Here is a 24858-nt window from a genome sequence, read left to right as displayed (position 1 = left end):
AGTAATCCTTACCGGAATGCCCTGCGCGGGGTTCATAGGGTCATGCACGGAGATGCGGTAAAACAGGTTTACCGATCGGAAGGATCGCTTCAGCATGGCTGCCGCTCGAATCCGCGAGCGGGAGAGTTTCGCATTGAGCACACAATCGTCGGCATATCACTCCACGGGGAATACATCCGCAGGTCTTGCAGATTGGTCGGCCTCCCAACTCCTTGAAGGTTATGCCCACAAGGCCATCTCGCCCGTGGAAGTCACGAAGGCGGTCATTGCCCGCATAGAGACCTGCGAGCCGTGCCTTCAGGCTCTCTACGCCTTTGAACCCGAGGCTTCCCTGGAGGCTGCCAAGGATTCCGAGCAGCGCTGGATGCGGGGCGAGGCGAGGGCGCTGGACGGGATTCCGGCGACGATCAAGGAGAACATCGCCACCAAGGGAACGCCCGTGCCGCTCGGCACCGCCGCTCGTCCGCTCGTTCCTGCATCCGAGGATGCGCCCTCTGCGGCACGGCTGCGGGAGGACGGCGTCGTGATCCTGGCCAAGACAACCATGCCGGATTACGGCATGCTCTCGTCGGGCCTTTCCAGCTTCCATCCGCTCACGCGCAATCCATGGGATCTCTCCAAGAACCCCGGCGGCAGCTCGGCGGGGGCGGGCGCTGCGGCTGCTGCGGGCTATGGGCCGTTCCACATCGGCACCGATATCGGCGGCTCGATCCGTCTGCCGGCATCCTGGTGCGGGGTGTTCGGTCTCAAACCCAGCTTCGGGCGCATCCCCATCGATCCGACCTACTACGGCCGCGTGGCGGGTCCCATGACTCGAACCGTGCGGGACGCTGCCCTGATGATGACGAGCCTCACACGTCCCGATGTGCGCGATCCTATGAGCTTGCCGTACCAGGATCTGCCCTGGCTCGATCTGACCATCGGCATCAGGGGGCTGAGGATCGGCGTCATGATGCAGGCGGGGATTGGCATGCCGCTCGATCCGGAGATCCGTGCAGTGGTGGAGCGGGCCGCGCAGCTCTTAGGCGACGCCGGCGCCGTCATCGAGGAAGTGCCGGCCTTCATCACCCGCGAGATGCTCGATGGCCTCGACGATTTCTGGCGCCAGCGCGCCTGGACCGACATGGCGCCTTTAAGCGAGGACGAGCGCGCGAAGATCCTGCCCTACATCCTGCAATGGGCGGAAGGGGGCAGGAACCTCACGGGCGCGGAAGTCTATCACGGTATGAACCAGATGATGGTGATGCGTCACGCGGCGGTGGCCGCCACGCAAAGCTTCGACTTCGTGATCTCGCCCGTTGCACCCTGCGTGGCCTACCCGGCGGAACTGGCGTCCCCGATCCACAACCCGGAAGAGCCTTTCGAGCATATCGGCTACACGGTCGCCTTCAACATGTCGGACCAGCCGGCGTCTTCCGTGAATGCAGGCTACACGAAGGCCGGCCTGCCCATTGGCCTCCAGATTGTCGGCCGCCGCTTCGACGATGTTGGCGTGCTGCGGCTGTCCCAGGCTTGGGAGGAGATGTGCCCGGAGACGCGGCCCTGGCCGAAGGTTTAGCGCAAAATGACATACTCTCCGTCATCCCCGGACTTGTTCCGGAGATCCACGTCTTTGACGACTGCAATCGTGGATGGCCGGGACAAGCCCGGCCATGACGAACTGTAGAGCGACATCGCGGATCATGCAGCTGGGTTCCCCGGCTCGGCTCCTCCTGATAAACAGCCCCCATGACGTACAAGGTTGCCGCTCTCTATCAGTTCGTAAAGCTGCCGGATTTCCGCGAGATCAAGCATCCGCTTCATGCGCTCTGCCTCGATCTCGGGATCAAGGGCACGCTGCTCCTCGCCCATGAAGGCATCAACGGCACCGTGGCCGGCACGCAGGAGGGCATCGATGCCCTCATAGCCGAATTGCGGGCAGGGCCTGTGTTCCGAGGTCGCCTCGACAATCTGGAGCTGAAATTTTCCTCAGCCACCGAGATGCCGTTCAAGCGCCTGAAGGTGCGGCTCAAGAAGGAGATCGTGACCCTCGGCGATCCGCAGACCGATCCCCTGCGCCGGGTCGGCACCTATGTGTCGCCGGCTGAGTGGAACCGGCTTCTGGAGGAGCCCGACATCGTGCTCCTCGACACGCGCAACGACTTCGAGGTCGAGATCGGCACCTTCGAAGGCGCAGTCGATCCCCGGATCAAGCGCTTCAGCGAATTCAAGGATTTCGTCAAGAACGAGCTCGATCCGGCCAAGCACAGGAAGGTCGCCATGTTCTGCACCGGCGGAATCCGCTGCGAGAAGGCTAGCGCCTACATGCTGAACCAGGGCTTCGAGGAGGTCTTCCACCTGAAGGGCGGCATCCTGAAGTATCTGGAAGACATGCCGGAAGCCGAGAGCCGGTGGAAGGGCGAGTGCTTCGTGTTCGACGAGCGGGTGGCCCTCGGCCATGGGCTGGTGGAAGCAGTGGAGGCGAACGATGAACGATCCTGAAGCCGTCAATGCTCGCATCGAGGCCCTGGAAATCCGTGTCGCCTATCAGGATCAGGTGATCGAGGACCTGAACCAGACCGTCGTCGCCCAGTGGAAGCAGATCGACAGCCTCACGCGGCAGCTCAATGAGGTGCTCGACCGGGTGCAGGAGGTCGAGGACAATGCAGGCGGACCGTCTGCGCCAGAGCCTCCCCCGCCGCACTATTGATGCCCACCCGAAGGAGCGCTTGGGTCAGACCTTCTTCACGAACTCTGTCTTGAGAACCAAGCCTTTGATCTGGGCGGACCGACACTCGATCTCGCCCTCTTCATCGGTCAGGTGGATGTTCTTGAACACGGTGCCGCGTTTGACGACACTCGAGGAGCCTTTCACCTTGAGATCCTTGATGACCTGTATGGAATCGCCCTCGTTGAGGGTCGCCCCGTTGCTGTCCCTGACAACCATTCTGATCTCCCTGCGTGCCATGTGTGCTTGCAGGAATGGGCATAAACGCTTGGAGCACCCGTTGTCCAATTGGACCTCGGTATGGCCGGGCTGGCACTCGGCTTCATAAGGACCGAAAAATTTTTCGCGCGCCTCTTGAACGATGAAGATCGTTCAACCAAATCATCGGCCGCGGAGGCCCGAACGGCTCCGCTTGAGGTATTCAACAGACTGATATCATTGGAGGAAGCTTCATGAAGTTCCGTCCTTTGCATGACCGGATCGTGGTCCGCCGCATCGAGGCTGAACAGAAGTCCGCGGGCGGGATCATCATCCCCGACACCGCCAAGGAAAAGCCCCAACAGGGCGAGGTCATCGCCGTCGGGCCCGGCGCCCGCAACGAGCATGGTCAGCTCGTCCCCCTCGACGTGAAGGCCGGCGACACCGTGCTGTTCGGCAAGTGGTCCGGCACGGAGGTCAAGATCGATGGCGAGGATCTCCTGAGCATGAAGGAGAGCGACATCATGGGTGTGCTGGAAGAGACCGCCGCCCAGAAGAAGGCCGCCTAAGGCCTATCCCGTAATCAGAGTCACACATCGTTACGTCTCATCAGGAGTGACGAACAATGGCTGCTAAGGAAGTCAAATTCGCCCTGGACGCTCGCGACAAGATGCTGCGCGGCGTCGATATTCTCGCCGACGCGGTGAAGGTGACCCTCGGCCCCAAGGGCCGCAACGTGGTGATCGAGAAGTCCTTCGGCGCTCCCCGCATCACCAAGGACGGCGTCACCGTCGCCAAGGAGATCGAACTCTCCGACAAGTTCGAGAACATGGGCGCCCAGATGGTGCGCGAGGTGGCAAGCAAGCAGAACGACCGCGCCGGTGACGGCACCACCACGGCAACCGTTCTCGCCCAGGCCATCGTGAAGGAAGGCGCCAAGGCGGTTGCCGCTGGCATGAACCCCATGGACCTCAAGCGCGGCATCGATCTGGCCGTCGAGGCCGTGGTGGCGGATCTCAAGCAGAACGCCAAGAAGGTCACGTCCAACGACGAGATCGCCCAGGTCGGCACCATCTCGGCGAACGGCGACGCCGATGTCGGCCGTATGCTGGCGGAAGCCATGCAGAAAGTCGGCAACGAGGGCGTTATCACCGTCGAGGAGGCGAAGTCCCTGGAGACCGAGCTCGAGGTCGTGGAAGGCATGCAGTTCGACCGCGGCTACCTCTCGCCGTACTTCATCACCAACGCCGAGAAGATGCGCGTGGAGCTGGAGGATCCCTACATCCTCATCCACGAGAAGAAGCTGTCGGGCCTCCAGGCCATGCTGCCCGTGCTGGAAGCCGTCGTGCAGACCGGCAAGCCGCTCCTCATCATTGCCGAGGACGTGGAAGGCGAGGCTCTCGCCACCCTCGTGGTCAACAAGCTCCGTGGCGGCCTGAAGATCGCTGCCGTGAAGGCTCCGGGCTTCGGCGACCGCCGCAAGGCCATGCTCGAGGACATCGCGGTTCTCACCAAGGGCCAGACGATCTCCGAGGATCTTGGCATCAAGCTGGAGAACGTGACCCTGCAGATGCTCGGCCGCGCCAAGAAAGTGGTGATAGAGAAGGAGAACACCACCATCGTGGACGGCGCCGGCGACAAGCGCGACATCGAGGCTCGCGTGGGCCAGATCAAGGCGCAGATCGAGGAGACGACGTCCGACTACGACCGCGAGAAGCTCCAGGAGCGTCTCGCCAAACTCGCAGGTGGCGTTGCGGTGATCCGCGTCGGCGGCGCGACCGAGATCGAGGTGAAGGAGAAGAAGGACCGCGTGGACGATGCCATGCACGCCACCAAGGCGGCGGTCGAGGAAGGCATCCTGCCCGGCGGCGGCGTGGCCCTGCTGCGTGCCCTCAAGGCGCTCGATGGCGTGAAGCCCGCCAACGATGACCAGAAGACCGGCGTCGAGATCGTGCGCCGCGCCCTTCAGGCTCCGGCACGGCAGATTGCCATCAACGCGGGTGAGGACGGCTCGGTCATCGTCGGCAAGGTGGCCGAGGCCGGTGACTACGCGGCGGGCTGGAACGCCCAGACCGGCCAGTATGGCGACCTTTATAAGTTCGGCATCATCGACCCGGCAAAGGTCGTGCGTGTCGCGCTCGAGGACGCCGCTTCCGTGGCAGGCCTGCTCATCACCACCGAGGCGATGATTGCCGAGAAGCCGAAGAAGGAAGCCGCTCCGGCGACGCCTGCCGGCGGCATAGACTTCTAAGCCTTAACCTCCCACACAACAATAGAACGGCGCCGTGAAAGCGGCGCCGTTTTCTTTGCGTCCCCGATCTGCGAGAATGAAATGTCATTCGCAGAGGACATCATGACTGATCGCTGGTGGCAGAGGCCTCTGGTCAAACCTCAGGCTCTTCGTCCGGGAGATCGCGTTGCCATCGTGTCGACGAGTTGGGGCGGGCCGGCAGTTTTTCCGCATCGTTATGAGGCCGGAAAGCGCTATCTGGCCGGTGCCTTTGACCTCGTGCCCGTCGAGATGCCTCATGCTCTGCGTGAGGCGGATTGGCTCGACCGGAACCCGCAGGCGCGGGCCGCAGACATCCACATGGCCTTCGCTGATCCTTCGATCCGTGGCGTCATCGCCAGCATCGGCGGTGACGATGCGATCCGGCTGATTCCGTACATCGACCTGAGCGTCATTGCAGACAATCCAAAGGTCTTTCTCGGCTACTCGGATCCGACAGTTTTGCACTTCGCCTGCCTGAAGGCGGGTCTCTGCTCCTTCTACGGCCCGACCATCATGGCGGGTTTCGCTGAGAACGGCGGCATGCATGACTATGCCGAGAACGCTCTGCGCAAGGCCATCTTCGAAACCGCCCCCATCGGTGAGATCGAGCCGAACAGGCAAGGGTGGACCGTCGAGTATCTGCCTTGGAAAGACCCTGCGAGCCAGAACCAGCGTCGAAAGCTAACGCCGTCCGCCGGCCCTCGAACGTTGCAGGGCACCGGGACCGTCAAAGGCCGTTTGATCGGTGGCTGCGCCGAGGTTCTGGAGATGCTGAAAGGCTCGGATTGGTGGCCGCCGCTGGATTATTGGAACGGCGCCATCCTGTTCTACGAAACCTCCGAGGAGGCGCCTGCCGCCGCACTGGTTCTCCGTTGGCTTCGCAACTTTACTGCGCAAGGCATTCTGCCTCGCCTGTCCGCCATCGTTCTCGGGCGGCCGGGCGGACAAACGGATGAGGCTTACCGTCAGGGGCAGGAGAGGGCGGTCCTGCGAGCCTTGAACGAGGCGGGCTTGTCGCATCTTCCGGTGTTGGTTGAACTCGACTTCGGCCATACCGATCCGATCGCGACGCTGCCCTATGGAGTCATGGCTGAGGTCGATTGCACGCGCTCGCGGCTGAAGATCCTGGAGGCCGGCGTCTCACCTCGCAATGCGTGAGTTCGAGTCCAGTGCCTGAACTCATGCTTCACATGCACGCTCGCCTCCGGCCTTCTGCGCTGACTTCATAGCTCGTGACAGGAACCGGAGCGCTGGGATCCGGCAGCTCGAAGCGACTGCCGAAAGTGTCTCAAACTTATCAGTCAGTTAGTCCGGAACCATCACGGCTGCCGTTGATTGGCTCGCCGGAAGTCGCAGCGCGTGAGGAATCGAAATCAAGACTTTAGTCTAACTTTACTGTGCGTTGTCTATCCCTTGTACCGGGCCTCTATCACAGCGCGACATGCCCTCGAACAGGAGCAGGCAATCATGAAACGCCGCAATTTTCTCACAACCGCCGGTGCAGGCCTTGCCGCAGGAGCCATCGCCAAGCCGGCCATCGCTCAGTCGAATCCGGAAATCCGCTGGCGCCTGACCTCGGGCTTCCCGAAGTCGCTCGACACGATCTATGGCGGCGCCGATTTCCTGGCGAAGTACGTGTCCGAGGCCACCGAGGGCAAGTTCCAGATCCAGCCTTTCGCGGCGGGCGAAATCGTCGGCACCTTCCAGGCCGCTGACGCCGTCAGCTCCGGCACGGTCGAGATGGCCCACACGGCAGCCTATTATTACGTCGGCAAGGACCCGACCTTCGCGGCCGCCGCCGCAGTGCCGTTCACGCTCAATGCCCGCCAGCTCAATGCCTGGCAGTACCATGGCGGCGGCATCGGCCTCGTGAACGAGTTCATGGCCAAGCACAACCTCTATGCTCTGCCGGGCGGCAACACCGGCACTCAGATGGGCGGCTGGTTCCGCAAGGAGATCAAGACGGTCGAGGACCTGAAGGGACTCAAGATGCGCATCGCCGGCATCGCCGGGCAGGTCATGGCGAAGCTCGGCGTGATCCCGCAGCAGGTGGCGGGCGGCGACATCTACCCGTCCCTCGAGCGCGGCACCATCGACGCCGCCGAGTGGATCGGCCCCTACGACGACGAGAAGCTCGGCTTCCAGAAGGTTGCGCCTTACTATTACTACCCGGGCTTCTGGGAAGGCGGCCTGACGCTCCACTTCATGTTCAACAAGGAGAAGTGGGAATCCCTGCCGAAGCACTACAAAGCCATCGTGGAATCGGCCGCCATGGCGGCGAACCAGGACATGCTCGCCAAGTACGACGCCAAGAACCCGGCGGCCCTGCGCAGCCTTGTGGGCGCCGGCGCGCAGCTGCGTCCGTTCTCAGCCGAGATCCTCGATGCCGCCTATAAGGCGACCAATGAGGTCTATGCGGAGATTTCCGCCCAGAACGCGGACTTCAAGAAGCTGATCGACTCGCTCCGCGCCTTCCGCAACGAGGAATATCTCTGGTTCCAAGTGGCCGAATACGCCTTCGACACCTACATGATCCGCGCCCGTACCCGCGGCTAAGTCTCGACCCTCAGGTCATCGGAAACCCGGCGTCCCAAGCGCCGGGTTTTTCGTTTGCAGGGCTGGTGTGCCCCGAACGAGGGGCTGCATGGGTTGCATCCGGCGTCCGGAATGATGATCTCATGGCAATCCTTGTTCGGCCTTGAACCGTACCAGAAAGATCGCCCATGCCTCCCTTTTCCATCCTCGATCTCGCGCATATTCCCGAAGGCTTCACGCCATCGGATGCCCTGCGCAACTCCCTCGATCTTGCGCAGCATGCGGAGAAGTGGGGCTACACCCGCTTCTGGCTGGCCGAGCACCACAACATGGTGGGCATCGCCAGCGCGGCGACGAGCGTGGCGATCGGCCATGTGGCCGGCGGAACGAAGACGATCCGGGTGGGGGCGGGCGGCATCATGCTGCCGAACCATTCGCCCCTGGTGATCGCCGAGCAGTTCGGCACGCTCGATGCTCTTTATCCGGGCCGCATTGATCTTGGCGTCGGCCGCGCGCCGGGCACGGACCAGCGGACCTTAAGGGCACTGCGCCGCGATCCGATGGCGGCCGACACCTTCCCGCAGGACGTGCTTGAGCTCCAGGCGCTGCTCGGGCCCGTGCAGCCGGATCAAGCGATCCAGGCCGTGCCAGGCGCGGGCTCCAACGTGCCGATCTGGATTCTCGGCTCAAGCCTCTTCGGCGCGCAGTTGGCTGCCATGCTCGGGCTTCCTTACGCGTTCGCGTCCCATTTCGCGCCGGGCGCCCTGATGCAGGCGATCCAGGTTTATCGCGAGCGCTTCCAGCCCTCCGCCCAGCTCGACCGCCCCCACGCAATGGTTGGCGTCAACGTGATCGCTGCCGATACAGACGAGGAGGCGCGACACCTCTTCACCTCGGCGCAGCAGGCCTTCACCAACATGTTCCGTGGTACCCGCGGCAAGCTCCAGCCGCCCATCGACGACATCGAGACCTATTGGGCGCCGCACGAGAAGGCGCAGGCCATGAACATGCTGTCCTGCTCCGTCGTCGGCTCGGCCAAGACCGTGCGGGAGGGATTGGAAGCCTTCATTGCCGAGACAGGCGCGGACGAGCTCATCGTCGCCTCGGCGATCTACAATCATGGTAAGCGGTTGCGCTCTTATGAGATTCTGGCTGACCTGCAGAAGGCAATGAGCAAGGCGGCTTAAAGAATCCAGCAAACACCTCGCGTCATGGCCGGGCTTGTCCCGGCCACCGCGATATGATGAAGCGAGGCGCCTTTCGCATCGAGATCACCGGCACAAGGCCGGTGATGACGTGTAAGCCGAAGACATCGCAGTCTCAAGCCGTAGCGCCGCGCCCCTTCAATGTAGGGTCGAGCGCGTCGCGCAAGCCGTCGCCCAGAAGGTTCAGACCCAGCACCGAGAGCGCGATGGCGATGCCCGGCGCTATGGCCAGATGCGGGGCTTGCGAGAGATAGGTCTGCGCATCGCTGAGCATCCGGCCCCAGCTCGGGTTCGGCGGGCGAACGCCAAGACCGAGATAGCTCAATCCCGCCTCCGTCAGGATCGCGAGCGCGAGCTGAATCGTCACCTGCACGATTAGCGCACCCGCGATGTTCGGCAGCACATCCTCCCAGGTGATCCGCAGCGGATGCTTGCCGATGGCGCGCGCCGCCGCGATGTAGTCGAGGGTCCAGACCTGAAGGGCGACGCCGCGCGTGACGCGGGCGAAGACGGGGATATTGAACACCGCAATGGCCAGAATGGCTGCCAGCGGCCCTGACCCTAAGAGCGCGCCGATCATGATGGCGGAGAGCACCGCCGGGAAGGCGAACACCACGTCCGACACACGCATGGCGATCTCGTCCGCGAGGCCTTTCCATGCGGCCGCCGCGCAGCCGATGGCGGTGCCAATGGCGGCTCCCAGCAGAACCGCAGGCCACGCGATGGCAAGCGAGTTCCACGCGCCCACCATGAGCAGCGAGGCGACGTCACGGCCGAAGTGATCTGTGCCGAGGATGCCGACCTCTCCTGGACCTTTGAGCCTCATGGCGACGCGCACGCGGGTGGGCACCTCCGGGGTCCAGACCAGCGATACGAGGGCGGTGACGATGAGGAGCGCCGTGAGAATGCCGCCGATCACGAGAGCGGAATTCAGCGGGATGCGCGGGCGCTTCGTCATGACCGGCTCCTCAGGCGTGGATCGAGGATGGCGTAGCCAATGTCGACCAGGAAGTTCACTACGATCACGAGTCCGGAAAAGATCAACACGATGTCCTTAATCACCACGAGGTCGCGCTGGTTGAGCGCCTGATAAGCGAGGCGCCCGAGGCCGGGCAGGTTGAACACGTTCTCCACCAGGATCGCGCCGCCGAAGAAGAACGAGAGCTGAAGGCCCAGGATCGTCGTGACGGGAATGAGCGCGTTCGGCACCACGTGGCGGCGCAGCGTGGCTCCCCTGTCGACCCCCTTCGCACGGGCGGTGCGCACGAAGTCGGCGCCGATCACTTCGAGGGTGGCTGAGCGCGTCACGCGTGTGAGCACGGCAGCCTGCGGCAGGGCGAGCGCCACGGCCGGCAGGAGAAGCGCCTGCAGGGCAGGCCCGACACCGTTGCTCCATCCCGGAAAGCCACCGGCCGGGAACCAGCCGAGCCAGGTTGAGAAGAACAGGATGAACAGGAGGCCGATCCAGAAATTCGGCACCGCGACGCCGAGTTGGCTGAACACCAGCACGGCCCGGTCCACCGGCCCGTCGCGCCGGGCTGCGGCCGCGACGCCGAGGGGCAGGGCAAGCGCCGTCGAGATGAGGATCGCAAGGAGGCTTAACGGAAACGTCACGTTCATGCGCTCGGCCACAAGCGTCGAGACCGGCATCTTGTAGGTGATCGAGGTGCCGAGATCGCCCTGGAGGATTCCACCGATCCACTGCAGGTAACGCAGGAGCGCTGGCTGATCGAGCCCGAGCTCCTGTCGCAGCGCGGCAAGCGTATCCTCCCGCGCGGCGGTGCCCAGCATGATGGCGGCCGGGTCGCCCGGCAGCACCTCCAGGATCAGAAAGATCGCCAGCGACACGAACACGAGTGTCACAGCCAACGAGACAAGACGAGAGAAAACGAGACGCAGCATGAGTTTAGAATCCGCTCTTTCACTCATCCCATTTTGCGGAAGGGAAGTGATAGGGGTGAACAGGTGAAACCTTTCCGTCATGGCCGAGCTTGCCTTGGCCATCCACGTCTTTGAGCGGTGTTAAGACGTGGATCCCCGGAACAAGTCCGGGGATGACGGGCGTGTCAAAGGAAGCGGCGTGAGACCATATGCCTGTCTCACTCGCTCCACGATACTTCCGTCACATCGTTCGACGGAATCGGCGAGTTCTCCCACAGACCCTGCACCTTCGCGTTCCATACGCCGAGCTTCGGCAGCTGGAACAGGAAGAGGGCAGGCACGTCCTCGGCGAGAATCCTCTGCGCTTCCGCGTATTTCGCGAAGCGCGCTTTCTCGTCCGTGGTCTTGGCCGCTTCCGCCACCAGAGCCTTGAACTTCTCGTTCTTGTAGTTGAAGTAGTAGCTGTCGCGGGCGAAGATATCGATGTCGAGCGGCTCAGTATGGGACACGATGGTGACGTCGTAATCCTTGTTCTTGAACACCTCCTCGATCCACTTGGCCGGGAACTCGGTGGGGATGATCTTCAGGTCCACGCCAACTTCCGCCATCATGGCCGAGAGCAGTTCTGCCGAGCGGCTGGCATAAGCCATCTGGGGCGACTTGATGGTGATGGACAGGCCGTTGCCGTAGCCCGCTTCCTTCAGAAGCGCCTTTGCCTTCTCCACATCGTAGGGAATGACGTTCGTGGTATCCACGAAGGCAGGATTGTTGGGGGAGAAGAAGCTGCCGATGGGCTGGCCGAAGCCGGAATAGGCGCCTTCGATCAGCGCCTTGCGGTCGACTGCATGCATGAGCGCGCGGCGCACGCGAACGTCGTCGAAAGGCTTCTTGGCGCTGTTAAGGCCCGCAACGGTCTCGCCCTCCGTGTTGCCGGCCACCGCCTTGAAGCGGGCATCTTTCTGGAACTCGGCGAAGAGCTCCGGCGCGCCAAGGTTCGGGAACGCGTCCACGTCACCCGCTTTGAGGGCCGCCACCTGCGCCTGCGCATCACTGATGAAGCGGAAGGTGACGCTCTCCAGCTTCACCTTGTCCTTCTGCCAGTAATCGGGATTTTTCGCCAGTTCCACCCGGTCGCCGCGGGTCCAGGACTTGAACTTGAACGGCCCGGTGCCGACAGGATTGGCCGCATTGCTGGCGGCCGTCTCCGGCGCCACGATCACCGCGTCGCCCCAGCCGAGATAGTAGAGGAAGTTGCCCGAGGTTTCCTTCAGCTTGATCACGACAGTTGCGGGATCAGGCGTCTCGATGGACGCGATAGGCGCGAAGATCTGCTTCTGCGCGTTGGTCGACTTCGGGTCGCGGGCGCGGTCGAACGCGAACTTCACATCCGCTGAATCGAAGGCTGAGCCGTCGTGGAACTTTACGCCCTCCTGCAGGCGGAAGGTATAGGTCAGGCCGTCGGGCGCGACCTCCCAGCTTTTTGCCAGCAGGGGTTGAACCTTGCCGGCGCGGTCAATGCGCACGAGGCCTTCGTAGAGATTGGCCCAGGTCACCTCGCGGATGGCCACGGGGGCCGCAATCGTCGGATCGAGGCCCGGCGGCTCGATGGGCATGCCTACTACCAGGGATGTCTTGGCCGCAAAGGCCGGAAGGGCGCTGACGGAAAGGAGAAGGGCGGCAGTCAGGAGGCGCTTCGTCATCAGGCTTGAACTCCATCCGGTATGGGCTGCGACAGGTCGCGATGACGTCAGCTTACGCAGGATGGCGCTGGATGGAAGACCGTCATGACGGATTGTTCACTTAACTTCCACCTAGCGCAGGCTTAAGCACCCTTGTCGAATGATGCGCAGAGCCGGCCCCCTGAACGGCTTTGGCGGCAAGGAAAGGCTTTGAGATGGCTTTCGAGACGGCCCGGGTGCCGACTGAGAATGGCGCAAAATACCTCCAGCAGCTCTGCAAGCACTGGAGCCACAAGCTGGATGTCCAACTCTCTGAGAACGAGGGTATCGTTCGCTTTCCAGCTGCCGTTGCCACCATGACGGCGGATTCCGAGGCACTCACGGTGAAGGTGGAGGCAAAGGACGACGAGACGCTTCAGCGGATGAAGGGCGTCGTCGCTTCGCACCTCGACCGGTTCGCGTTCCGGGAGGCGCCGCTACCGTTCGAGTGGTCGAAAGGGTGATGGATGGTGCTCGTGTCATTCCCGGCGGCCGCAGGCCGGGGAGGGGATCCACCCGCACGCTCAGCGCCATGGATTCCCTTCCCCTCCGCTGCGCGCCGGCCGGGAATGACACCCTCTGATGTCATGGCCGGGCTTGTCCCGGCCGTCCCGATGTGAAGAACACTACGCCTTCCTAATCGAGATCACCGGCACAAGACCGGTAATGACATCAGGGATTTTCTAGATGCACCGCCCGCCATCGACCTCCAGCACCACGCCGGTGATCATGCTTGCCTCATCCGAGGCGAGGTAGAGCGCCGCGTTGGCGATGTCCTGCGGGGTCGAGAAGCGGCCGAGCGGGATGGAGTTGACGAATTGCTCCCGCTTCTGGGGCGTGTCCTCGCCCATGAAGGTGGCGAGCAGGGGCGTTTCTCCGGCCACGGGGGCAAGGGCGCAGACGCGGATCCGGCTGGGCGCGAGTTCCACGGCCATGGACTTGGTCATGGTGTGCACGGCACCCTTGGTGCTGTTGTACCAGGTGAGGCCGGGGCGTGGGCGCAGGCCAGCGGTGGAGCCCACATTGATGATCGCGCCGCCGCCCTGGTTCTGCATCAGCGGAACGGCCGCCTTGGCGAAGAGATAGATCGACTTCACGTTCACTGCAAAGACACGGTCGAACTCGTCTTCCTCCACCTCCAGCATCGGGCGGTTGCGGTGGCTGATGCCCGCATTGTTGACCACGATGTCAAGCTTGCCGAAAGCCGCCACGGTCTTCTCGACTGCAGCGTTCACGTCAGCGGCCTTCGACACGTCGGCGGCCACTCCGATTGCGGAAGAGCCGATCTTCTCCGCCGCGCTCTTGGCTGCCGATTCGTTGATGTCGATGATGGCGACCTTGGCGCCTTCGCGGGCAAATGTCTCCGCGATGCCAAAGCCAAAACCTGACCCGGCGCCCGTGACCAGCGCCACCTTGCCTTCAAGGCGATTCATGCGTTCTTCCCCTGATGTGAGACGTGTTGATTATCCGTGCGCGATGACGAGAGTCTTGGTCGTGGTGAACTCGATCAAGCCCTCGAAGCCCTTCTCGCGACCGTGGCCCGAGCGGCCGAAGCCGCCGAAGGGCAGCTCGATGCCGCCGCCGGCGCCGTAGCAGTTCACGAAAACTTGGCCCGCGCGCATGGAGCGGGCCACGCGTGTGGAGCGCATTGCGTCCCGGCTCCAGACACCGGCCGCCAAGCCATATTGCGTGCCGTTCGCAAGCTGGATGGCGTCCGCCTCGTCGTCGAAGGGCGTTGCCACCAGCACCGGCCCGAAGACCTCTTCCTGTGTCAGGATACTCTCGTGCGGAACCGGAGCGAGGAAGGTGGGCGCCACGTAATAGCCGCCGGGAGGAGCGTCGAGCGCCACCACGCCCTCACCGACGATGGCAAGCCCCTCGTTGCGGCCGCGTTCCAGGTAATTGAGGACGCGGCGCTGCTGCGCCTGATTGATCATAGGTCCGAGATCAGGCTCGTGCTCCGGGTGACCGGCGCGCAAGGCCCTGAAACGCTTGGACACCGCATCGACCACATCCTGGAAAATGCCGCGCTGGATCAGTAGGCGGCTGCCGGCCGAACAGGTCTGGCCGCCGTTCTGAATGATCGCGTTGACCAGCGTGGGCAAAGCCCGCTCCAAGTCCGCATCGTCGAACACTACCTGGGCCGACTTGCCGCCGAGCTCGAGGGTCACGCCCACGTGGTTCTGCGCCGCTGCAACCTGAACGGCCGTGCCGGTTTCGGGGCTGCCGGTGAAGGACAGGAAATCGATGCCGGGATGACCGGCGAGCGCTGCGCCTGCCGTGCGGCCAAGGCCCGTCACAACATTGAGCGCGCCATCGGGGAAACCGACCTCGCGGGCGAGCGCCGAGACGCGCAGGATCGTCAGCGACGCGTCCTCAGCGGGCTTCACCACTGTCGCGTTGCCGGCGGCCAGCGCCGCACCTACCGAGCGTCCAAAAATCTGCATCGGGTAGTTCCAGGGCACGATATGCCCGGTAACCCCGTGCGGCACCCGCTCGACGCCGATGAAATGCGTGTTGAGGTACGGGATCACGTCACCGTGCAGCTTGTCGGCGGCACTGCCGTAGAATTCGAAGTAGCGGGCGAGCGCAATCGCATCGGCGCGGGACTGGCGCAGGGGCTTGCCGTTGTCGCGGCTTTCCAGAAGCGCGAGTTCATCCGCGTGCGCCTCTACGGCGGTTGCGAGCTTCATGAGCAGGCGCCCGCGCTCGGTCGCCGTCAGCTTGCCCCATGCACCTTCGAACGCCATGCGGGCGGCCTTTACGGCCTCGTCGATGTCCTGAGATGTGCCAGAGGCGATGCGGGCGAACAGCGTGCCGTCGACGGGCGAAAACACATCCAGTGCCATGCCGTCGGAGGCGGGGCAGTCGCGCCCGCCGATGAAATTCTGGAACACCATGTTGGGCGCGACCGACGCGCTGACCTGATCGTTCACGGATGTCATCTCCCTAGATCATTGTTTGCATGCCCGGCACGGCGGCCAGGAGCTGGCGGGTATAGGCGTCCCGCGGATACGCAAACAGTTGCGCGGTTTCGGCCATTTCCACAATCCGCCCTTTTTGCATGACTGCCACGCGGTCGCAGATCTGTGCGGCAACCCTCAGGTCGTGGGTGATGAACAGAATGGCAAGGCCGAACTCCTCCTGAAGACCTTTCAGAAGCTTCAGGATCTCCGCCTGCACGGAGACATCGAGGGCCGAGACGGCCTCGTCCGCCACCAGCACATCCGGCCTCATGGCGATCGCACGGGCGATGCCGATGCGCTGGCGCTGGCCGCCGGAGAACTCGTGCGGGTAACGGTCGATAGCCTGGGACGGGAGCCCGACCTTCTCCAGCAGGATGCGCGCGTCGTCGAGAGCCTTGGCTGGGTCCGTTCCCTGCGTGACCGGGCCTTCGGCGATGATGCGGCCGACCGTGCGGCGCGGGTTCAGGGATGCGAAGGGATCCTGAAACACCATCTGGATCTTGCGTCGGTGGGGCCGCAGATCGCGCTGCGACAGAGCGCCGAAGGGGAGATCCCCGATGGTGATGGCGCCGCCGTCGGGCTCGATCAGGCGCAGCACGCAGCGCCCGACCGTCGATTTTCCTGAGCCGGATTCGCCCACGAGCCCGAGCGTCTCGCCGCGGCGGATGTCGAAGCTCACCGCGTCGGCGGCCTGAACCTCGCGGCTTTTGCGGAAGAAGCCGCGGCCGCCATAGGTCTTGGTGAGGTCGTGAACCTTCAGGGCTATCGGCTCGCCAGCCAACAGCTTGGGGGGCGGGGGCGTCAGCGAGGGCACTGCTGCCAGGAGGCGCTTGGTATAGGGGTGCTTCGGGCGGGTGAGCACCTCTTCGACAGGTCCTTCCTCGACGAGTTCGCCCTGCTGCAGCACCGCAACCCGGTCGGCGATCTCGGCCACCACGCCGAAATCGTGAGTGATGAACAGCACCGCCGTGCCCATCTTGCGGCGCAGGTTGTCGATGAGCTTCAGCACCTGGGCCTGAGTGGTCACATCGAGAGCCGTGGTCGGCTCGTCGGCGATGAGGAGCTTCGGCTCGAGCGCCAGGGCCATTGCGATCATCACCCGCTGGCGCTGGCCGCCGGAGAGTTCGTGCGGATAGGCTTTGGCGATCAGCTCAGGATGGGGCAGATGCACCTCCTTGAGGAGATCGAGCACGCGCCTGTCCCGCTCGGCGGGCGTGAGCAGCCCATGAGCGCGGAAAGTCTCCGAAATCTGGTCCGCCACCCGCATCACTGGGTTGAGTGAGGTCATCGGCTCCTGAAACACCGTGCCGACCTCGCGGCCGCGAACATCGCACCAGCCGGTCTCGTTGAGGGCGAGAAGATCGCGCCCGCCCAGCTTGATCGTGCCCGACAGGACTTCGACGCCGCCCGGCAGCAAGCCAATGGTCGCCATGGCGGTCATGGACTTGCCGGAGCCGGATTCGCCCACCACGCAGAGGGTCTCGCCCGGATTGATGGAGAGCGACAGGTTCCTGATCGCGTGCTGGCGATCGGCCAGGGCGGGAAGGCCGATGGAGAGATTCTCAATCGACAGCACGGGGGCGGGGCTGTTCAGTGTCGTTCTCCTGCGGGACGGGTCCGAGGGCTCATCCTTGCGATCCCGCACGCCCCGTCAATCCATTCCGGCCGATGCCGTGTTGAGAATGATGTTTCCTCCGCCATATCATGGCCTGGACCGAGAGGAGCCTTCGACCCGTGCATGACGCCGTTCCCAATCCGGTCAAAGACCGGCTGCAGGGTTGTTACAATGCCCAGAAGCGTGCCTGGATGGAGCAGGGGGGCCTGTCGCCCGAGCGGCGCGCCGAGGCTCTCGGCGCGCTCGCCGAGGCGCTCGTACGCCATGCCGACGAATTCGCGACGGCCATCGCGGCCGATTTCGGGCATCGCTCGCCGCACGAGTCGAAGCTTGCCGATATCTATCCCGTGATCGCGAGCCTGCGTCATGCGCGCAAAAACTTTCGCCGATGGATGAAGCCTCGGCGGCGGCCGATCCAGTGGATGTTCCAGCCCGGCTCCGGGCGCATCCTCTACCAGCCGCTCGGCGTCGTGGGGATCGTAAGCCCTTGGAACTATCCGGTCCAGCTCGCGCTCTCGCCGCTCGCGGGAGCACTGGCGGCGGGCAACAGGGTGATGATCAAGCCTTCCGAGATCACCCCACTGACCTCCGCGCTCTTGGAGACGGTTATCGCGGAGGTCTTCGACCCGACCGAAGTCACCGTGGTGCAGGGCGGCCCGGATGTTGCGAAGGCATTTACGCATCTCCCGTTCGATCACCTGCTCTTCACCGGCTCAACCCCGGTCGGGCGCCAGGTCATGCAGGCGGCAGCCGACAATCTTACGCCTGTGACGCTGGAGCTGGGAGGGAAATCGCCTGCGCTGATCGCATCCGACTATCCGGTCGAAAAGGCCGCTGAGCGGATCGCTGTCGGCAAGCTGTTCAATGCGGGCCAGACCTGCATCGCGCCGGACTACGTGCTCGTGCCGCGCGACAAGGAACAAGCATTCGTCGCAGCCTACAAGGATGCCGTCTCGAAGCTCTATCCGACCCTTGCGGCCAATCCCGATTACACGGCGATCATCAGCGAACGGCATTATGCGCGCCTTCGCCACCTGATCGACGATGCACGCGAGCGTGGCGCACAGGTGCACGAGATCAATCCGGGCAACGAGGCGCTGGATGCAGCGCAGCGCAAGCTGGCGCCTGTCGTGCTGACCGATGTGTCAGACAATGCGCAAGCGATGCAGGAGGAGATCTTCGGCCCCATCCTTCCCGTTCTCGCCTATGACGATGTCGAAGAGGCGTGCCGCTTCATCGGTGCTCGTGCGCACCCCTTGGCGCTGTACCTGTTCAGCCATGACAAGACGGCTACCGAGGACATCCTCGCGCGGACACAATCCGGCGGCGTCGCGATCAACGACACGCTGCTGCATTGCGTGCAGGAGGAATTGCCCTTCGGCGGGGTGGGAGCGAGCGGCATGGGAGCCTATCACGGCGAGGCGGGCTTCCACACTTTCAGCCATGCCCGATCCGTGTTCCGGCAGGCGCGCTTCAATGGGGCTGGCATGACGCAGGCTCCCTATGGTGGCCGCATGAATCGCCTGCTGTCTATGCTGCTGCGCTAGCCGGAGGGCTCAGCGGAACGGAAATGTCGTAGGCGACACCGCTTTCGGCGAAGTTCAGCACCATGTAGCCTCCAAGCTCGCCCTCGATGCTGCGGCGGATGAGGCGCGAGCCGAAGCCCTGGCGCTTGGGCGGCGCGACGGGCGGCCCGCCGCTTTCAGACCAGTGAATGCGGAGCTGCTTCGCGCGATCGTCGCTTTCGATCACCGACCACGCCACTTCGAGATGGCCTGCATTGGTGGAGAGCGCGCCGTACTTGGCGGCGTTCGTCACCAGCTCGTGAAGGACAAGGCCGAGATTGATGGCGTAGCGGGCCGGGAGCCTGACATCGGGGCCGTCCAGCACAACCCGCGCGTCGCCGGCCTTGCGGTAGGGGGCGAGCTCCTGTTCCGCGACATCGCGCAGTTCCGCCTCGCGCCAGGATTTGCGGGTCAGCAGATTGTGCGTCTTGGACAGGGCCAGCAGGCGGCCCTCGAAGGCTTCCTTGAACTGGGCTGAGGACTCCGTCGTCCGCAGGGTCTGGGAGGCAATGGATTGCACGGTGGCCAGGGTGTTTTTCACCCGGTGGTTCAACTCATCCAGGAAGAAGCGCTGCTGCTCCTCCGCCTGCTTCTGCTCGGTGATGTCCTGGAAAATACCGACGAAATAGACCGGCCGCTTTTGAATATCGAAGAACACGCGGCCTTTGGAGCTGATCCAGCGGATGTTCCCGCTCTTGTTGCGGATCCGGTATTCGTCCTCATAGTCGCCGCGATTCCGGATGGCGCTCCGCCACCTCTCGACCACACGCTCCATGTCTTCGGGGTGAAGGATATCCCTCCAGGCCTTGGGGTTCATCGTCGTCGCGGCCTGAGACATGCCGATCATGGACGACGCCTGGTGGGACATTCCGCCGACATTCTTGTCAGGATCGTACCACCAGGTTCCCATATGACCCGCTTCGAGCGCGAGGCGTGCCCGTTCCTCGCTCAGTTGAAGCGCCTGCTGGCGCTCGGCCACATCGTCCATGAGGTCGTTGAAGGCCTTGGCAAGGATACTGAACTCGCCGGACTTCCGCGGCAGCGCAATCCGCGCCCCGTAATCGCCCCGCCGCCAGGCCTGGATGCCGCCCGTCACCATCTCGAAGGGCTTCGTGATGAAGGCGCGGCCGAGCAGGGCCGACAGGGAAAGGGCCAAAATGAGCGCCGCCGCAATCAGCATGAAGCCGCGTCGAGCGGCCTGATTGATGCCGGCGAAGGCGGCTTTTGTCGACAATCCCACGTTGACGTAGATGTCCCTGGGCGGAAGTTGCAGCGGCACGTGCGCGAGAACGCGTCTCATTCCATCAGGAATGGTGCTTTGAGCCGTTATGACTTCACCGGCCCTGGCCTGGACCAGGAATTCCTGCGGCAGCAGCCTGCCAAGGAACCGCTCGGGCTGGGGCTCCTGCACCAGAACGATCCCGTTCCGATCCGCGACGGTGACCGAGCCGTTCTCGGGCACGGTGCGCTCCTTCAGCTTCTGGCTGAGCCATCGCAGATCGAGGGCCGCGGCCAGCACGCCGACCACGTCGCCCCTGTTGTTCCAGATCGGCAGGGCGAGGGGCAACACCGGGTGCCGCCCCAATGCGCCTTCCTCGAAGACGGGTGTGTACTCGCCGACGACAAACCCCTTTTCTCCCAGGGCGTTATGGAAATAGGGCCTGTCCGCATAATAGTGCTGGGTGTCGACGGTGCCGGTCGGCCGGCAGCGGATGTGCCCGCTGATGTCCATGGCCACGAAGGACAGGATGTAAGGCACCTTCTCCTGAATGGCCTTCAGGTAGGGGCTGCAGACGGCCGTGTCGAAGTTTCGGATGGACTGCGTCTCGTCGATGGCGAGCAGAAGGCCCTGGACACCATCGAAAATTCTCTCGATTTCCGCGCCGACCAGCTGAGCCTGCCGGATCGCAAGGTCGTTCACCTCCGCCTCGCGGGCCCGGCGCAGGGAGACTTCAGTGTAGGTCCAAATGACGATTGCCGGCAGAACCGAGATCAAGGCCAGAAGGAGCAGACGCTTCGTCAGGGTCATGCAGACGCTCAGCTTAACTGCACTAGGGGACCATAAAGATGGCTAAGCGTCCACCCTTGTGGCGCGTCGGAGGCAAAGTGGCCCGGTTTTAGGCGCCGTAGCCCTGTGGATCCGCGCCGACCGGTTCGTCCATCAAAGCGGGAACATAGGAGCGGCCTTGCATCCGCGGCAAAGAGGTGTCAGGTGACCGGGAATGGCACTTCCTCCTCTTCTGTCCCTTCAGGATATCGCTCTCACCTTCGGCGGCACGCCCCTCATCGAGAGTGCGGAACTCTCCGTTTCCCCTGGGGAGCGGGCCTGCCTCGTGGGCCGCAACGGCTCGGGAAAATCCACCCTGCTGAAGATCGCCGCCGGGCAGATCGAGGCCGACCGCGGCAAGCGCTTCGTGCAGCCGGGCGCGACCGTCCGCTATCTCGCCCAGGAGCCTGACCTCTCCGCCTATCCCACCACGCTCGCTTATGTGGAGGCGGGTCTGGGACCGGGCGACGAGCCTTACCGGGCGCGCTATCTGCTGGAGCAGCTGGGGCTGACTGGGGAAGAAAAGCCTGCCGATCTCTCCGGCGGCGAGGCCCGCCGGGCGGCGCTTGCCCATGTGCTGGCGCCCGAGCCCGACATCCTGCTCCTCGACGAGCCGACGAACCACCTGGACCTGCCGGTGATCGAGTGGCTCGAAGGCGAGCTGAAGAGCCTGCGCTCGGCCCTTGTCCTCATCAGCCACGACCGCCGCTTTCTGGAGAGCCTGTCCCAGGCCACTGTCTGGCTCGACCGGGGCCGGACGCGGCGCATGGACCGGGGCTTTTCCCATTTCGAGGAATGGCGCGATCAGGTGCTGGAGCAGGAGGAGGCCGAGCATCACAAGCTCGGGCGCAAGCTGGTGGCCGAGGCCGACTGGCTTCGCTACGGCGTGACCGCCCGGCGCAAGCGCAACGTGCGACGCCTCGGCAATCTTCACGCCATGCGCCAGCAATTCCGCGAGCGCAATCGTGCCGTCGGCACGGTGAACATCAGTCTCGCCGAGGCCGAGCAGTCCGGAACCCTCGTGGTCGAGGCGGAAGGCATCTCGAAAGCTTATGACCGGCCCATCGTGTCGAACCTTTCCTTACGTGTCCTGCGCGGAGACCGGCTCGGCATCATCGGGCCGAACGGCGCCGGCAAGACGACCCTCATCAACATGCTCACGGGTGTTCTCGCGCCTGACGAGGGAAGGGTGCGCCTCGGCGCCAACCTGCAGATGGTCACCCTCGACCAGCGCCGGGCTAGCCTCGATCCCGACGCCACCGTGGCCGAGACGCTCACCGGCGGGCGCGGCGACACGGTCACCATCGGCGGCCAGACCAAGCACGTGATCGGCTACATGAAGGACTTCCTGTTCTCGCCCGAACAGGCCCGCACCCCCGTGGGCGTTCTCTCCGGCGGCGAGCGCAACCGCCTCATGCTGGCCCGCGCCCTGGCGCAGCCTTCCAATCTCCTGGTGCTCGATGAGCCCACCAACGACCTCGACTTGGAGACCCTCGATCTTCTGGAAGAGATGATCCAGGATTATTCCGGCACCGTGATTCTGGTGAGCCACGACCGCGACTTCCTCGACCGCACCGCGAGCTCCGTCCTGGTGTCGGAAGGCGAGGGGCGCTGGCTCGAATATGCGGGCGGCTACACAGACATGGTGGCCCAGCGCGGCCGCGGCGTTCAGGCGCGTGTGGTCGAGAAGGAGGCCAAGCCGAGAAACGCCGACAAGCCAGCCGCCTCGCCACCGGCGCAGAACAAGCGCAAGCTCTCCTTCAACGAGCAGCACGACCTGAAGACGCTCCCCAAACGCATGGAGGAGCTGGAGGCCAAGATCGCCAAGGTTCAGGAGATCCTCGCCGATGCGGAGCTCTATTCCCGCGACCCGGCACGCTTCCAGAAGGCGATGGATGCGCTCACGCACTTGCAGACGGAGCTGCACGCGGCGGAAGAGCGGTGGCTGGAACTGGAGGTGTTGCGCGAGGAGCTGGAGGGCTGAGGCATTGAGGGCAAAAATTCAACGGCGTTGGTAAAGCCATCCACCAACCATTACATCTGTTACATCGCCTGATCGGCTTGCTCTAATGCCGAGTTCGCTACTTGAGCCGTCGCAACTGACGACGAGTTCGTTGCCTTCTTGGGGCTCACGTTGCGAATTTAATCCAATCGAGATGCAGCGCGTTTCGTATGTCTGAGCAACCTGTTCGGGTGGAATCCCTGTTTTGAAAATCATGAAAGCACGGGCCGGGGAGTTGCCCTCCTCACCTTGAGCAATATAGCGCACGCTGCCGCTGATCGGCTCAAGCAAGTCTAGCCTTGCCACATCCGTTCCATGGATGAGAAGCACGTAGCGAGGATCCAATGGTCCGAACTCATGCGTATGATCGGATAGCCACATAGCCATAGTCAAAACTGCAATGATCCCAACAGGTATGGCAGCGAGACAAACTGAAATGATAAGGAACAGGCGCACTTATCTCTCCCATAACGATCGGGAGTATCGTAACTTAATTACGATAATCTATTATTTAGCAAGATCAAAGGCTGTGATCCTGTCGTCTGAAACTGATGGCAATTGAGTGGTCGGGAGTAGGGTCAGATAAATATCCCTTGAGGTCTATCATTATTGCAGAGGAACAGCGCGCGACACTAAAGTGACATCACCCGCTCGCTAGAAGCGGATCATCACTGATGGAGGAACGCGATGGACGGCTTTTCGAGACGTTGCCTGACCACGATTCTGACGATGCTCTGCCTAGAGGTTTTGCCCTCGGCGCTTATGGCCGCGGAGCCGGACCGGGATGTTCTTGCCGACCGCGTGGCGAAGCTGTCGCGCGGCACGCAGTGGAAGCCTATTTCCGCCGTGCCCATCAACTTCCTCACCCATCACCCGCAGGGCATGGTGAAGATCGGCGACACGCTGTTCGTGTCCTCGGTGGAGATCCAGCAACCGACCAAGCGGTTCCCGCAACCTGTAGACGGCTATGACCGGGATACTGGCGCGGGTGTCGGGCACCTGTTCAAGATCGACATGAAGGGCAACCTGATCGCCGACATCACCCTTGGCGAAGGCACGATCTATCATCCGGGCGGGATCGACTACGATGGCAAGTATATCTGGGTTCCGGTGGCCGAGTATCGGCCGAATAGCCGCTCCATCATCTATCGTGTCGATCCGGAGACCATGAAGGCGGAAGAGATGTTCCGCTTTGCCGATCATGTCGGAGGCGTGGTGCACAATACCGAGGACAAGTCCCTGCATGGGGTGAGCTGGGGTTCCCGCCGCTTCTACCGCTGGTCGCTCGATGCGTCCGGAAAGCCCACCAATGCGAGCGAAGCGCCCGAGAAGTTGAGGGCGCTCAACACGTCGCACTATCTCGACTACCAGGACTGCAAATATGTCGGCAAAAGCCGCATGCTGTGCTCCGGCGTCACGGAGATGCGGGTCACGCCCGATGCCGCTCCGTTCCGCCTGGGCGGGCTCGATCTCGTGAGCCTTGCCGACGGGCGCCCGCTGTTCCAGACACCGGTGCTGCTCTGGGCCGCATCCGGAATGGACATGACCCACAACCCGGTCTGGATGGAGGCGAGCGACGCAGGAATCCGCGGCTACTTCATGCCCGAGGACGACAAGTCCACCCTGTACATCTACGAAACCGAGGTGAAGTAGGGCGTGAGCGGCGGGCAGCCCGTCAGCTGCCCGCTCCCAGCGTGAACCCAGCCTTCAGAACCACCTGATAATGGCGGACTTCGCCGTCCTCCACATGGCCGCGGGTCTGGATGACCTCGATCCATGCTTTCTCGCGCGGACCGCCGACGGTTGGGTTGTCCTCACGCTCACTGATCAGAGCGCCGGCATAGGCGAGGCGAGTATGCCCTTTCTGCTCCACCCTTTACCATGACCAGGACAGCGCCGGTTCCAAAGCCGAGGTGAAGATCGCCACCCTGCCAGCAAGGCCTTCCCTAAGTCCTAAGACTTCTTCGCCATCTGCTAGACTCGTCCTGCTGAAGCTGATCGGCAGGGTATTACCTAGTGCTGGCACCGGCCTCGGAACCGAGCTTTCTCTTGCTCCATGTCTGATGAATTCGCGTTGCTCCTCAAAAGGAGCTGCATTCGCCTTTGTATCGATCTTCTCGTCGGGCTAATCGTGGCAATCATCGGAT

At 63.3% G+C, this 24858-nt stretch carries 22 protein-coding genes; 12 read left to right on the top strand and 10 right to left on the bottom strand.

Annotated features, from left to right (window positions below; translation table 11 throughout):
* Nucleotides 1–94 precede the first annotated feature (94 nt).
* The 3 genes from JKL45_RS06990 (at nt 95) to JKL45_RS06980 (ending at nt 2689) form a co-directional block, all read left to right on the top strand.
* Nucleotides 95–1558 carry an amidase gene (locus JKL45_RS06990; protein WP_201860396.1) on the top strand — a complete coding sequence of 488 codons (1464 nt, stop codon included), beginning with the start codon at nt 95–97 and terminating at the stop codon, nt 1556–1558.
* Nucleotides 1559–1728: 170 nt separating this feature from the next.
* Nucleotides 1729–2481, top strand: a complete 753-nt coding sequence (gene trhO / locus JKL45_RS06985; RefSeq protein WP_201860395.1) for an oxygen-dependent tRNA uridine(34) hydroxylase TrhO — start codon at nt 1729–1731, stop codon at nt 2479–2481.
* Nucleotides 2468–2689, top strand: a complete 222-nt coding sequence (locus JKL45_RS06980; protein WP_201860394.1) for a SlyX family protein — start codon at nt 2468–2470, stop codon at nt 2687–2689. Before trhO ends, JKL45_RS06980 begins: the two co-directional genes overlap by 14 nt.
* A 24-nt stretch (nt 2690–2713) precedes the next feature.
* On the opposite strand, the gene JKL45_RS06975 is transcribed toward JKL45_RS06980, so the two are convergent.
* Nucleotides 2714–2926, bottom strand: a complete 213-nt coding sequence (locus JKL45_RS06975; RefSeq protein ID WP_201860393.1) for an alkylphosphonate utilization protein — start codon at nt 2924–2926, stop codon at nt 2714–2716.
* 233 nt (nt 2927–3159) lie between these two features.
* On the opposite strand from JKL45_RS06975, the gene groES reads away from it, so the two are divergent.
* The 5 genes from groES (at nt 3160) to JKL45_RS06950 (ending at nt 8899) form a co-directional block, all read left to right on the top strand.
* Nucleotides 3160–3474: a co-chaperone GroES gene (gene groES, locus JKL45_RS06970; protein ID WP_201860392.1), complete on the top strand. Its 315-nt coding sequence runs from the start codon at nt 3160–3162 to the stop codon at nt 3472–3474.
* Between the two features lie 56 nt (nt 3475–3530).
* Nucleotides 3531–5156 (top strand): chaperonin GroEL, encoded by a 1626-nt coding sequence (gene groL, locus JKL45_RS06965; protein WP_201860391.1) that lies wholly within the window; start codon nt 3531–3533, stop codon nt 5154–5156.
* An 81-nt stretch (nt 5157–5237) separates the two neighbouring features.
* The gene (locus tag JKL45_RS06960) at nt 5238–6335 is read left to right on the top strand and encodes a S66 family peptidase (protein ID WP_246498353.1); all 1098 of its coding nucleotides are present in this window, start codon (nt 5238–5240) and stop codon (nt 6333–6335) included.
* Between the two features lie 309 nt (nt 6336–6644).
* Nucleotides 6645–7733, top strand: coding sequence for a TRAP transporter substrate-binding protein (locus tag JKL45_RS06955; protein ID WP_201860390.1), 1089 nt, complete (start codon nt 6645–6647; stop codon nt 7731–7733).
* A 167-nt stretch (nt 7734–7900) separates the two neighbouring features.
* The gene (locus tag JKL45_RS06950) at nt 7901–8899 is read left to right on the top strand and encodes an LLM class flavin-dependent oxidoreductase (RefSeq protein WP_201860389.1); all 999 of its coding nucleotides are present in this window, start codon (nt 7901–7903) and stop codon (nt 8897–8899) included.
* A 133-nt stretch (nt 8900–9032) separates the two neighbouring features.
* Here the strand turns inward: JKL45_RS06950 and JKL45_RS06945 are convergent, their stop codons facing one another.
* From JKL45_RS06945 to JKL45_RS06935, 3 genes are all read right to left on the bottom strand, one after another.
* Nucleotides 9033–9875, bottom strand: coding sequence for an ABC transporter permease (locus tag JKL45_RS06945; RefSeq protein ID WP_201860388.1), 843 nt, complete (start codon nt 9873–9875; stop codon nt 9033–9035).
* Nucleotides 9872–10819, bottom strand: a complete 948-nt coding sequence (locus JKL45_RS06940; protein WP_201860387.1) for an ABC transporter permease — start codon at nt 10817–10819, stop codon at nt 9872–9874. Before JKL45_RS06940 ends, JKL45_RS06945 begins: the two co-directional genes overlap by 4 nt.
* Before the next feature lie 197 nt (nt 10820–11016).
* On the bottom strand, nt 11017–12498 hold the full coding sequence (locus JKL45_RS06935) for an ABC transporter substrate-binding protein (protein WP_201860386.1): 1482 nt from the start codon (nt 12496–12498) through the stop codon (nt 11017–11019).
* Nucleotides 12499–12692: 194 nt separating this feature from the next.
* On the opposite strand from JKL45_RS06935, the gene JKL45_RS06930 reads away from it, so the two are divergent.
* Nucleotides 12693–12980, top strand: a complete 288-nt coding sequence (locus JKL45_RS06930; protein WP_201860385.1) for a DUF2218 domain-containing protein — start codon at nt 12693–12695, stop codon at nt 12978–12980.
* 219 nt (nt 12981–13199) lie between these two features.
* Here JKL45_RS06930 and JKL45_RS06925 read toward each other — a convergent pair whose 3' ends face one another.
* From JKL45_RS06925 to JKL45_RS06915, 3 genes are read right to left on the bottom strand one after another with little or no spacing between them, the layout of a single operon-like run.
* Nucleotides 13200–13949 (bottom strand): SDR family oxidoreductase, encoded by a 750-nt coding sequence (locus tag JKL45_RS06925; RefSeq protein ID WP_201860384.1) that lies wholly within the window; start codon nt 13947–13949, stop codon nt 13200–13202.
* Nucleotides 13950–13979: 30 nt separating this feature from the next.
* Nucleotides 13980–15461 (bottom strand): aldehyde dehydrogenase family protein, encoded by a 1482-nt coding sequence (locus JKL45_RS06920; RefSeq protein ID WP_246498352.1) that lies wholly within the window; start codon nt 15459–15461, stop codon nt 13980–13982.
* Between the two features lie 4 nt (nt 15462–15465).
* Nucleotides 15466–17076: an ABC transporter ATP-binding protein gene (locus JKL45_RS06915; protein ID WP_201860512.1), complete on the bottom strand. Its 1611-nt coding sequence runs from the start codon at nt 17074–17076 to the stop codon at nt 15466–15468.
* Between the two features lie 140 nt (nt 17077–17216).
* On the opposite strand from JKL45_RS06915, the gene JKL45_RS06910 reads away from it, so the two are divergent.
* The gene (locus tag JKL45_RS06910) at nt 17217–18644 is read left to right on the top strand and encodes a coniferyl aldehyde dehydrogenase (protein WP_201860382.1); all 1428 of its coding nucleotides are present in this window, start codon (nt 17217–17219) and stop codon (nt 18642–18644) included.
* Here the strand turns inward: JKL45_RS06910 and JKL45_RS06905 are convergent.
* Nucleotides 18628–20691 (bottom strand): sensor histidine kinase, encoded by a 2064-nt coding sequence (locus JKL45_RS06905; protein ID WP_201860381.1) that lies wholly within the window; start codon nt 20689–20691, stop codon nt 18628–18630. The genes JKL45_RS06910 and JKL45_RS06905 overlap by 17 nt on opposite strands.
* 193 nt (nt 20692–20884) lie before the next feature.
* On the opposite strand from JKL45_RS06905, the gene JKL45_RS06900 reads away from it, so the two are divergent.
* Nucleotides 20885–22693 (top strand): ABC-F family ATP-binding cassette domain-containing protein, encoded by a 1809-nt coding sequence (locus JKL45_RS06900; RefSeq protein ID WP_201860380.1) that lies wholly within the window; start codon nt 20885–20887, stop codon nt 22691–22693.
* Nucleotides 22694–22711: 18 nt separating this feature from the next.
* On the opposite strand, the gene JKL45_RS06895 is transcribed toward JKL45_RS06900, so the two are convergent.
* Nucleotides 22712–23167, bottom strand: a complete 456-nt coding sequence (locus JKL45_RS06895; protein ID WP_201860379.1) for a hypothetical protein — start codon at nt 23165–23167, stop codon at nt 22712–22714.
* A 231-nt stretch (nt 23168–23398) separates the two neighbouring features.
* On the opposite strand from JKL45_RS06895, the gene JKL45_RS06890 reads away from it, so the two are divergent.
* Nucleotides 23399–24364, top strand: coding sequence for a DUF6454 family protein (locus JKL45_RS06890; RefSeq protein WP_201860378.1), 966 nt, complete (start codon nt 23399–23401; stop codon nt 24362–24364).
* Nucleotides 24365–24386: 22 nt separating this feature from the next.
* On the opposite strand, the gene JKL45_RS06885 is transcribed toward JKL45_RS06890, so the two are convergent.
* The gene (locus JKL45_RS06885) at nt 24387–24542 is read right to left on the bottom strand and encodes a dodecin family protein (RefSeq protein WP_210345707.1); all 156 of its coding nucleotides are present in this window, start codon (nt 24540–24542) and stop codon (nt 24387–24389) included.
* Nucleotides 24543–24858 lie beyond the last annotated feature (316 nt).

Origin of the sequence: Microvirga soli, from assembly GCF_016734765.1 — a bacterium.
GTDB lineage: Bacteria > Pseudomonadota > Alphaproteobacteria > Rhizobiales > Beijerinckiaceae > Microvirga > Microvirga soli.
The sequence above is the reverse complement of the archived record's forward strand: the minus strand, read 5'-3'. Positions and strand labels throughout refer to the sequence as shown.

Coding starts and splice junctions, on each gene's coding strand:
- JKL45_RS06990 (WP_201860396.1), top strand. CDS start 95: ATGGCTGCCGCTCGAATCCGCGAGCGGGAGAGTTTCGCATTGAGCACA.
- trhO (WP_201860395.1), top strand. CDS start 1,729: ATGACGTACAAGGTTGCCGCTCTCTATCAGTTCGTAAAGCTGCCGGAT.
- JKL45_RS06980 (WP_201860394.1), top strand. CDS start 2,468: ATGAACGATCCTGAAGCCGTCAATGCTCGCATCGAGGCCCTGGAAATC.
- JKL45_RS06975 (WP_201860393.1), bottom strand. CDS start 2,926: ATGGTTGTCAGGGACAGCAACGGGGCGACCCTCAACGAGGGCGATTCC.
- groES (WP_201860392.1), top strand. CDS start 3,160: ATGAAGTTCCGTCCTTTGCATGACCGGATCGTGGTCCGCCGCATCGAG.
- groL (WP_201860391.1), top strand. CDS start 3,531: ATGGCTGCTAAGGAAGTCAAATTCGCCCTGGACGCTCGCGACAAGATG.
- JKL45_RS06960 (WP_246498353.1), top strand. CDS start 5,238: ATGTCATTCGCAGAGGACATCATGACTGATCGCTGGTGGCAGAGGCCT.
- JKL45_RS06955 (WP_201860390.1), top strand. CDS start 6,645: ATGAAACGCCGCAATTTTCTCACAACCGCCGGTGCAGGCCTTGCCGCA.
- JKL45_RS06950 (WP_201860389.1), top strand. CDS start 7,901: ATGCCTCCCTTTTCCATCCTCGATCTCGCGCATATTCCCGAAGGCTTC.
- JKL45_RS06945 (WP_201860388.1), bottom strand. CDS start 9,875: ATGACGAAGCGCCCGCGCATCCCGCTGAATTCCGCTCTCGTGATCGGC.
- JKL45_RS06940 (WP_201860387.1), bottom strand. CDS start 10,819: ATGCTGCGTCTCGTTTTCTCTCGTCTTGTCTCGTTGGCTGTGACACTC.
- JKL45_RS06935 (WP_201860386.1), bottom strand. CDS start 12,498: ATGACGAAGCGCCTCCTGACTGCCGCCCTTCTCCTTTCCGTCAGCGCC.
- JKL45_RS06930 (WP_201860385.1), top strand. CDS start 12,693: ATGGCTTTCGAGACGGCCCGGGTGCCGACTGAGAATGGCGCAAAATAC.
- JKL45_RS06925 (WP_201860384.1), bottom strand. CDS start 13,949: ATGAATCGCCTTGAAGGCAAGGTGGCGCTGGTCACGGGCGCCGGGTCA.
- JKL45_RS06920 (WP_246498352.1), bottom strand. CDS start 15,461: ATGACATCCGTGAACGATCAGGTCAGCGCGTCGGTCGCGCCCAACATG.
- JKL45_RS06905 (WP_201860381.1), bottom strand. CDS start 20,691: ATGACCCTGACGAAGCGTCTGCTCCTTCTGGCCTTGATCTCGGTTCTG.
- JKL45_RS06900 (WP_201860380.1), top strand. CDS start 20,885: ATGGCACTTCCTCCTCTTCTGTCCCTTCAGGATATCGCTCTCACCTTC.
- JKL45_RS06890 (WP_201860378.1), top strand. CDS start 23,399: ATGGACGGCTTTTCGAGACGTTGCCTGACCACGATTCTGACGATGCTC.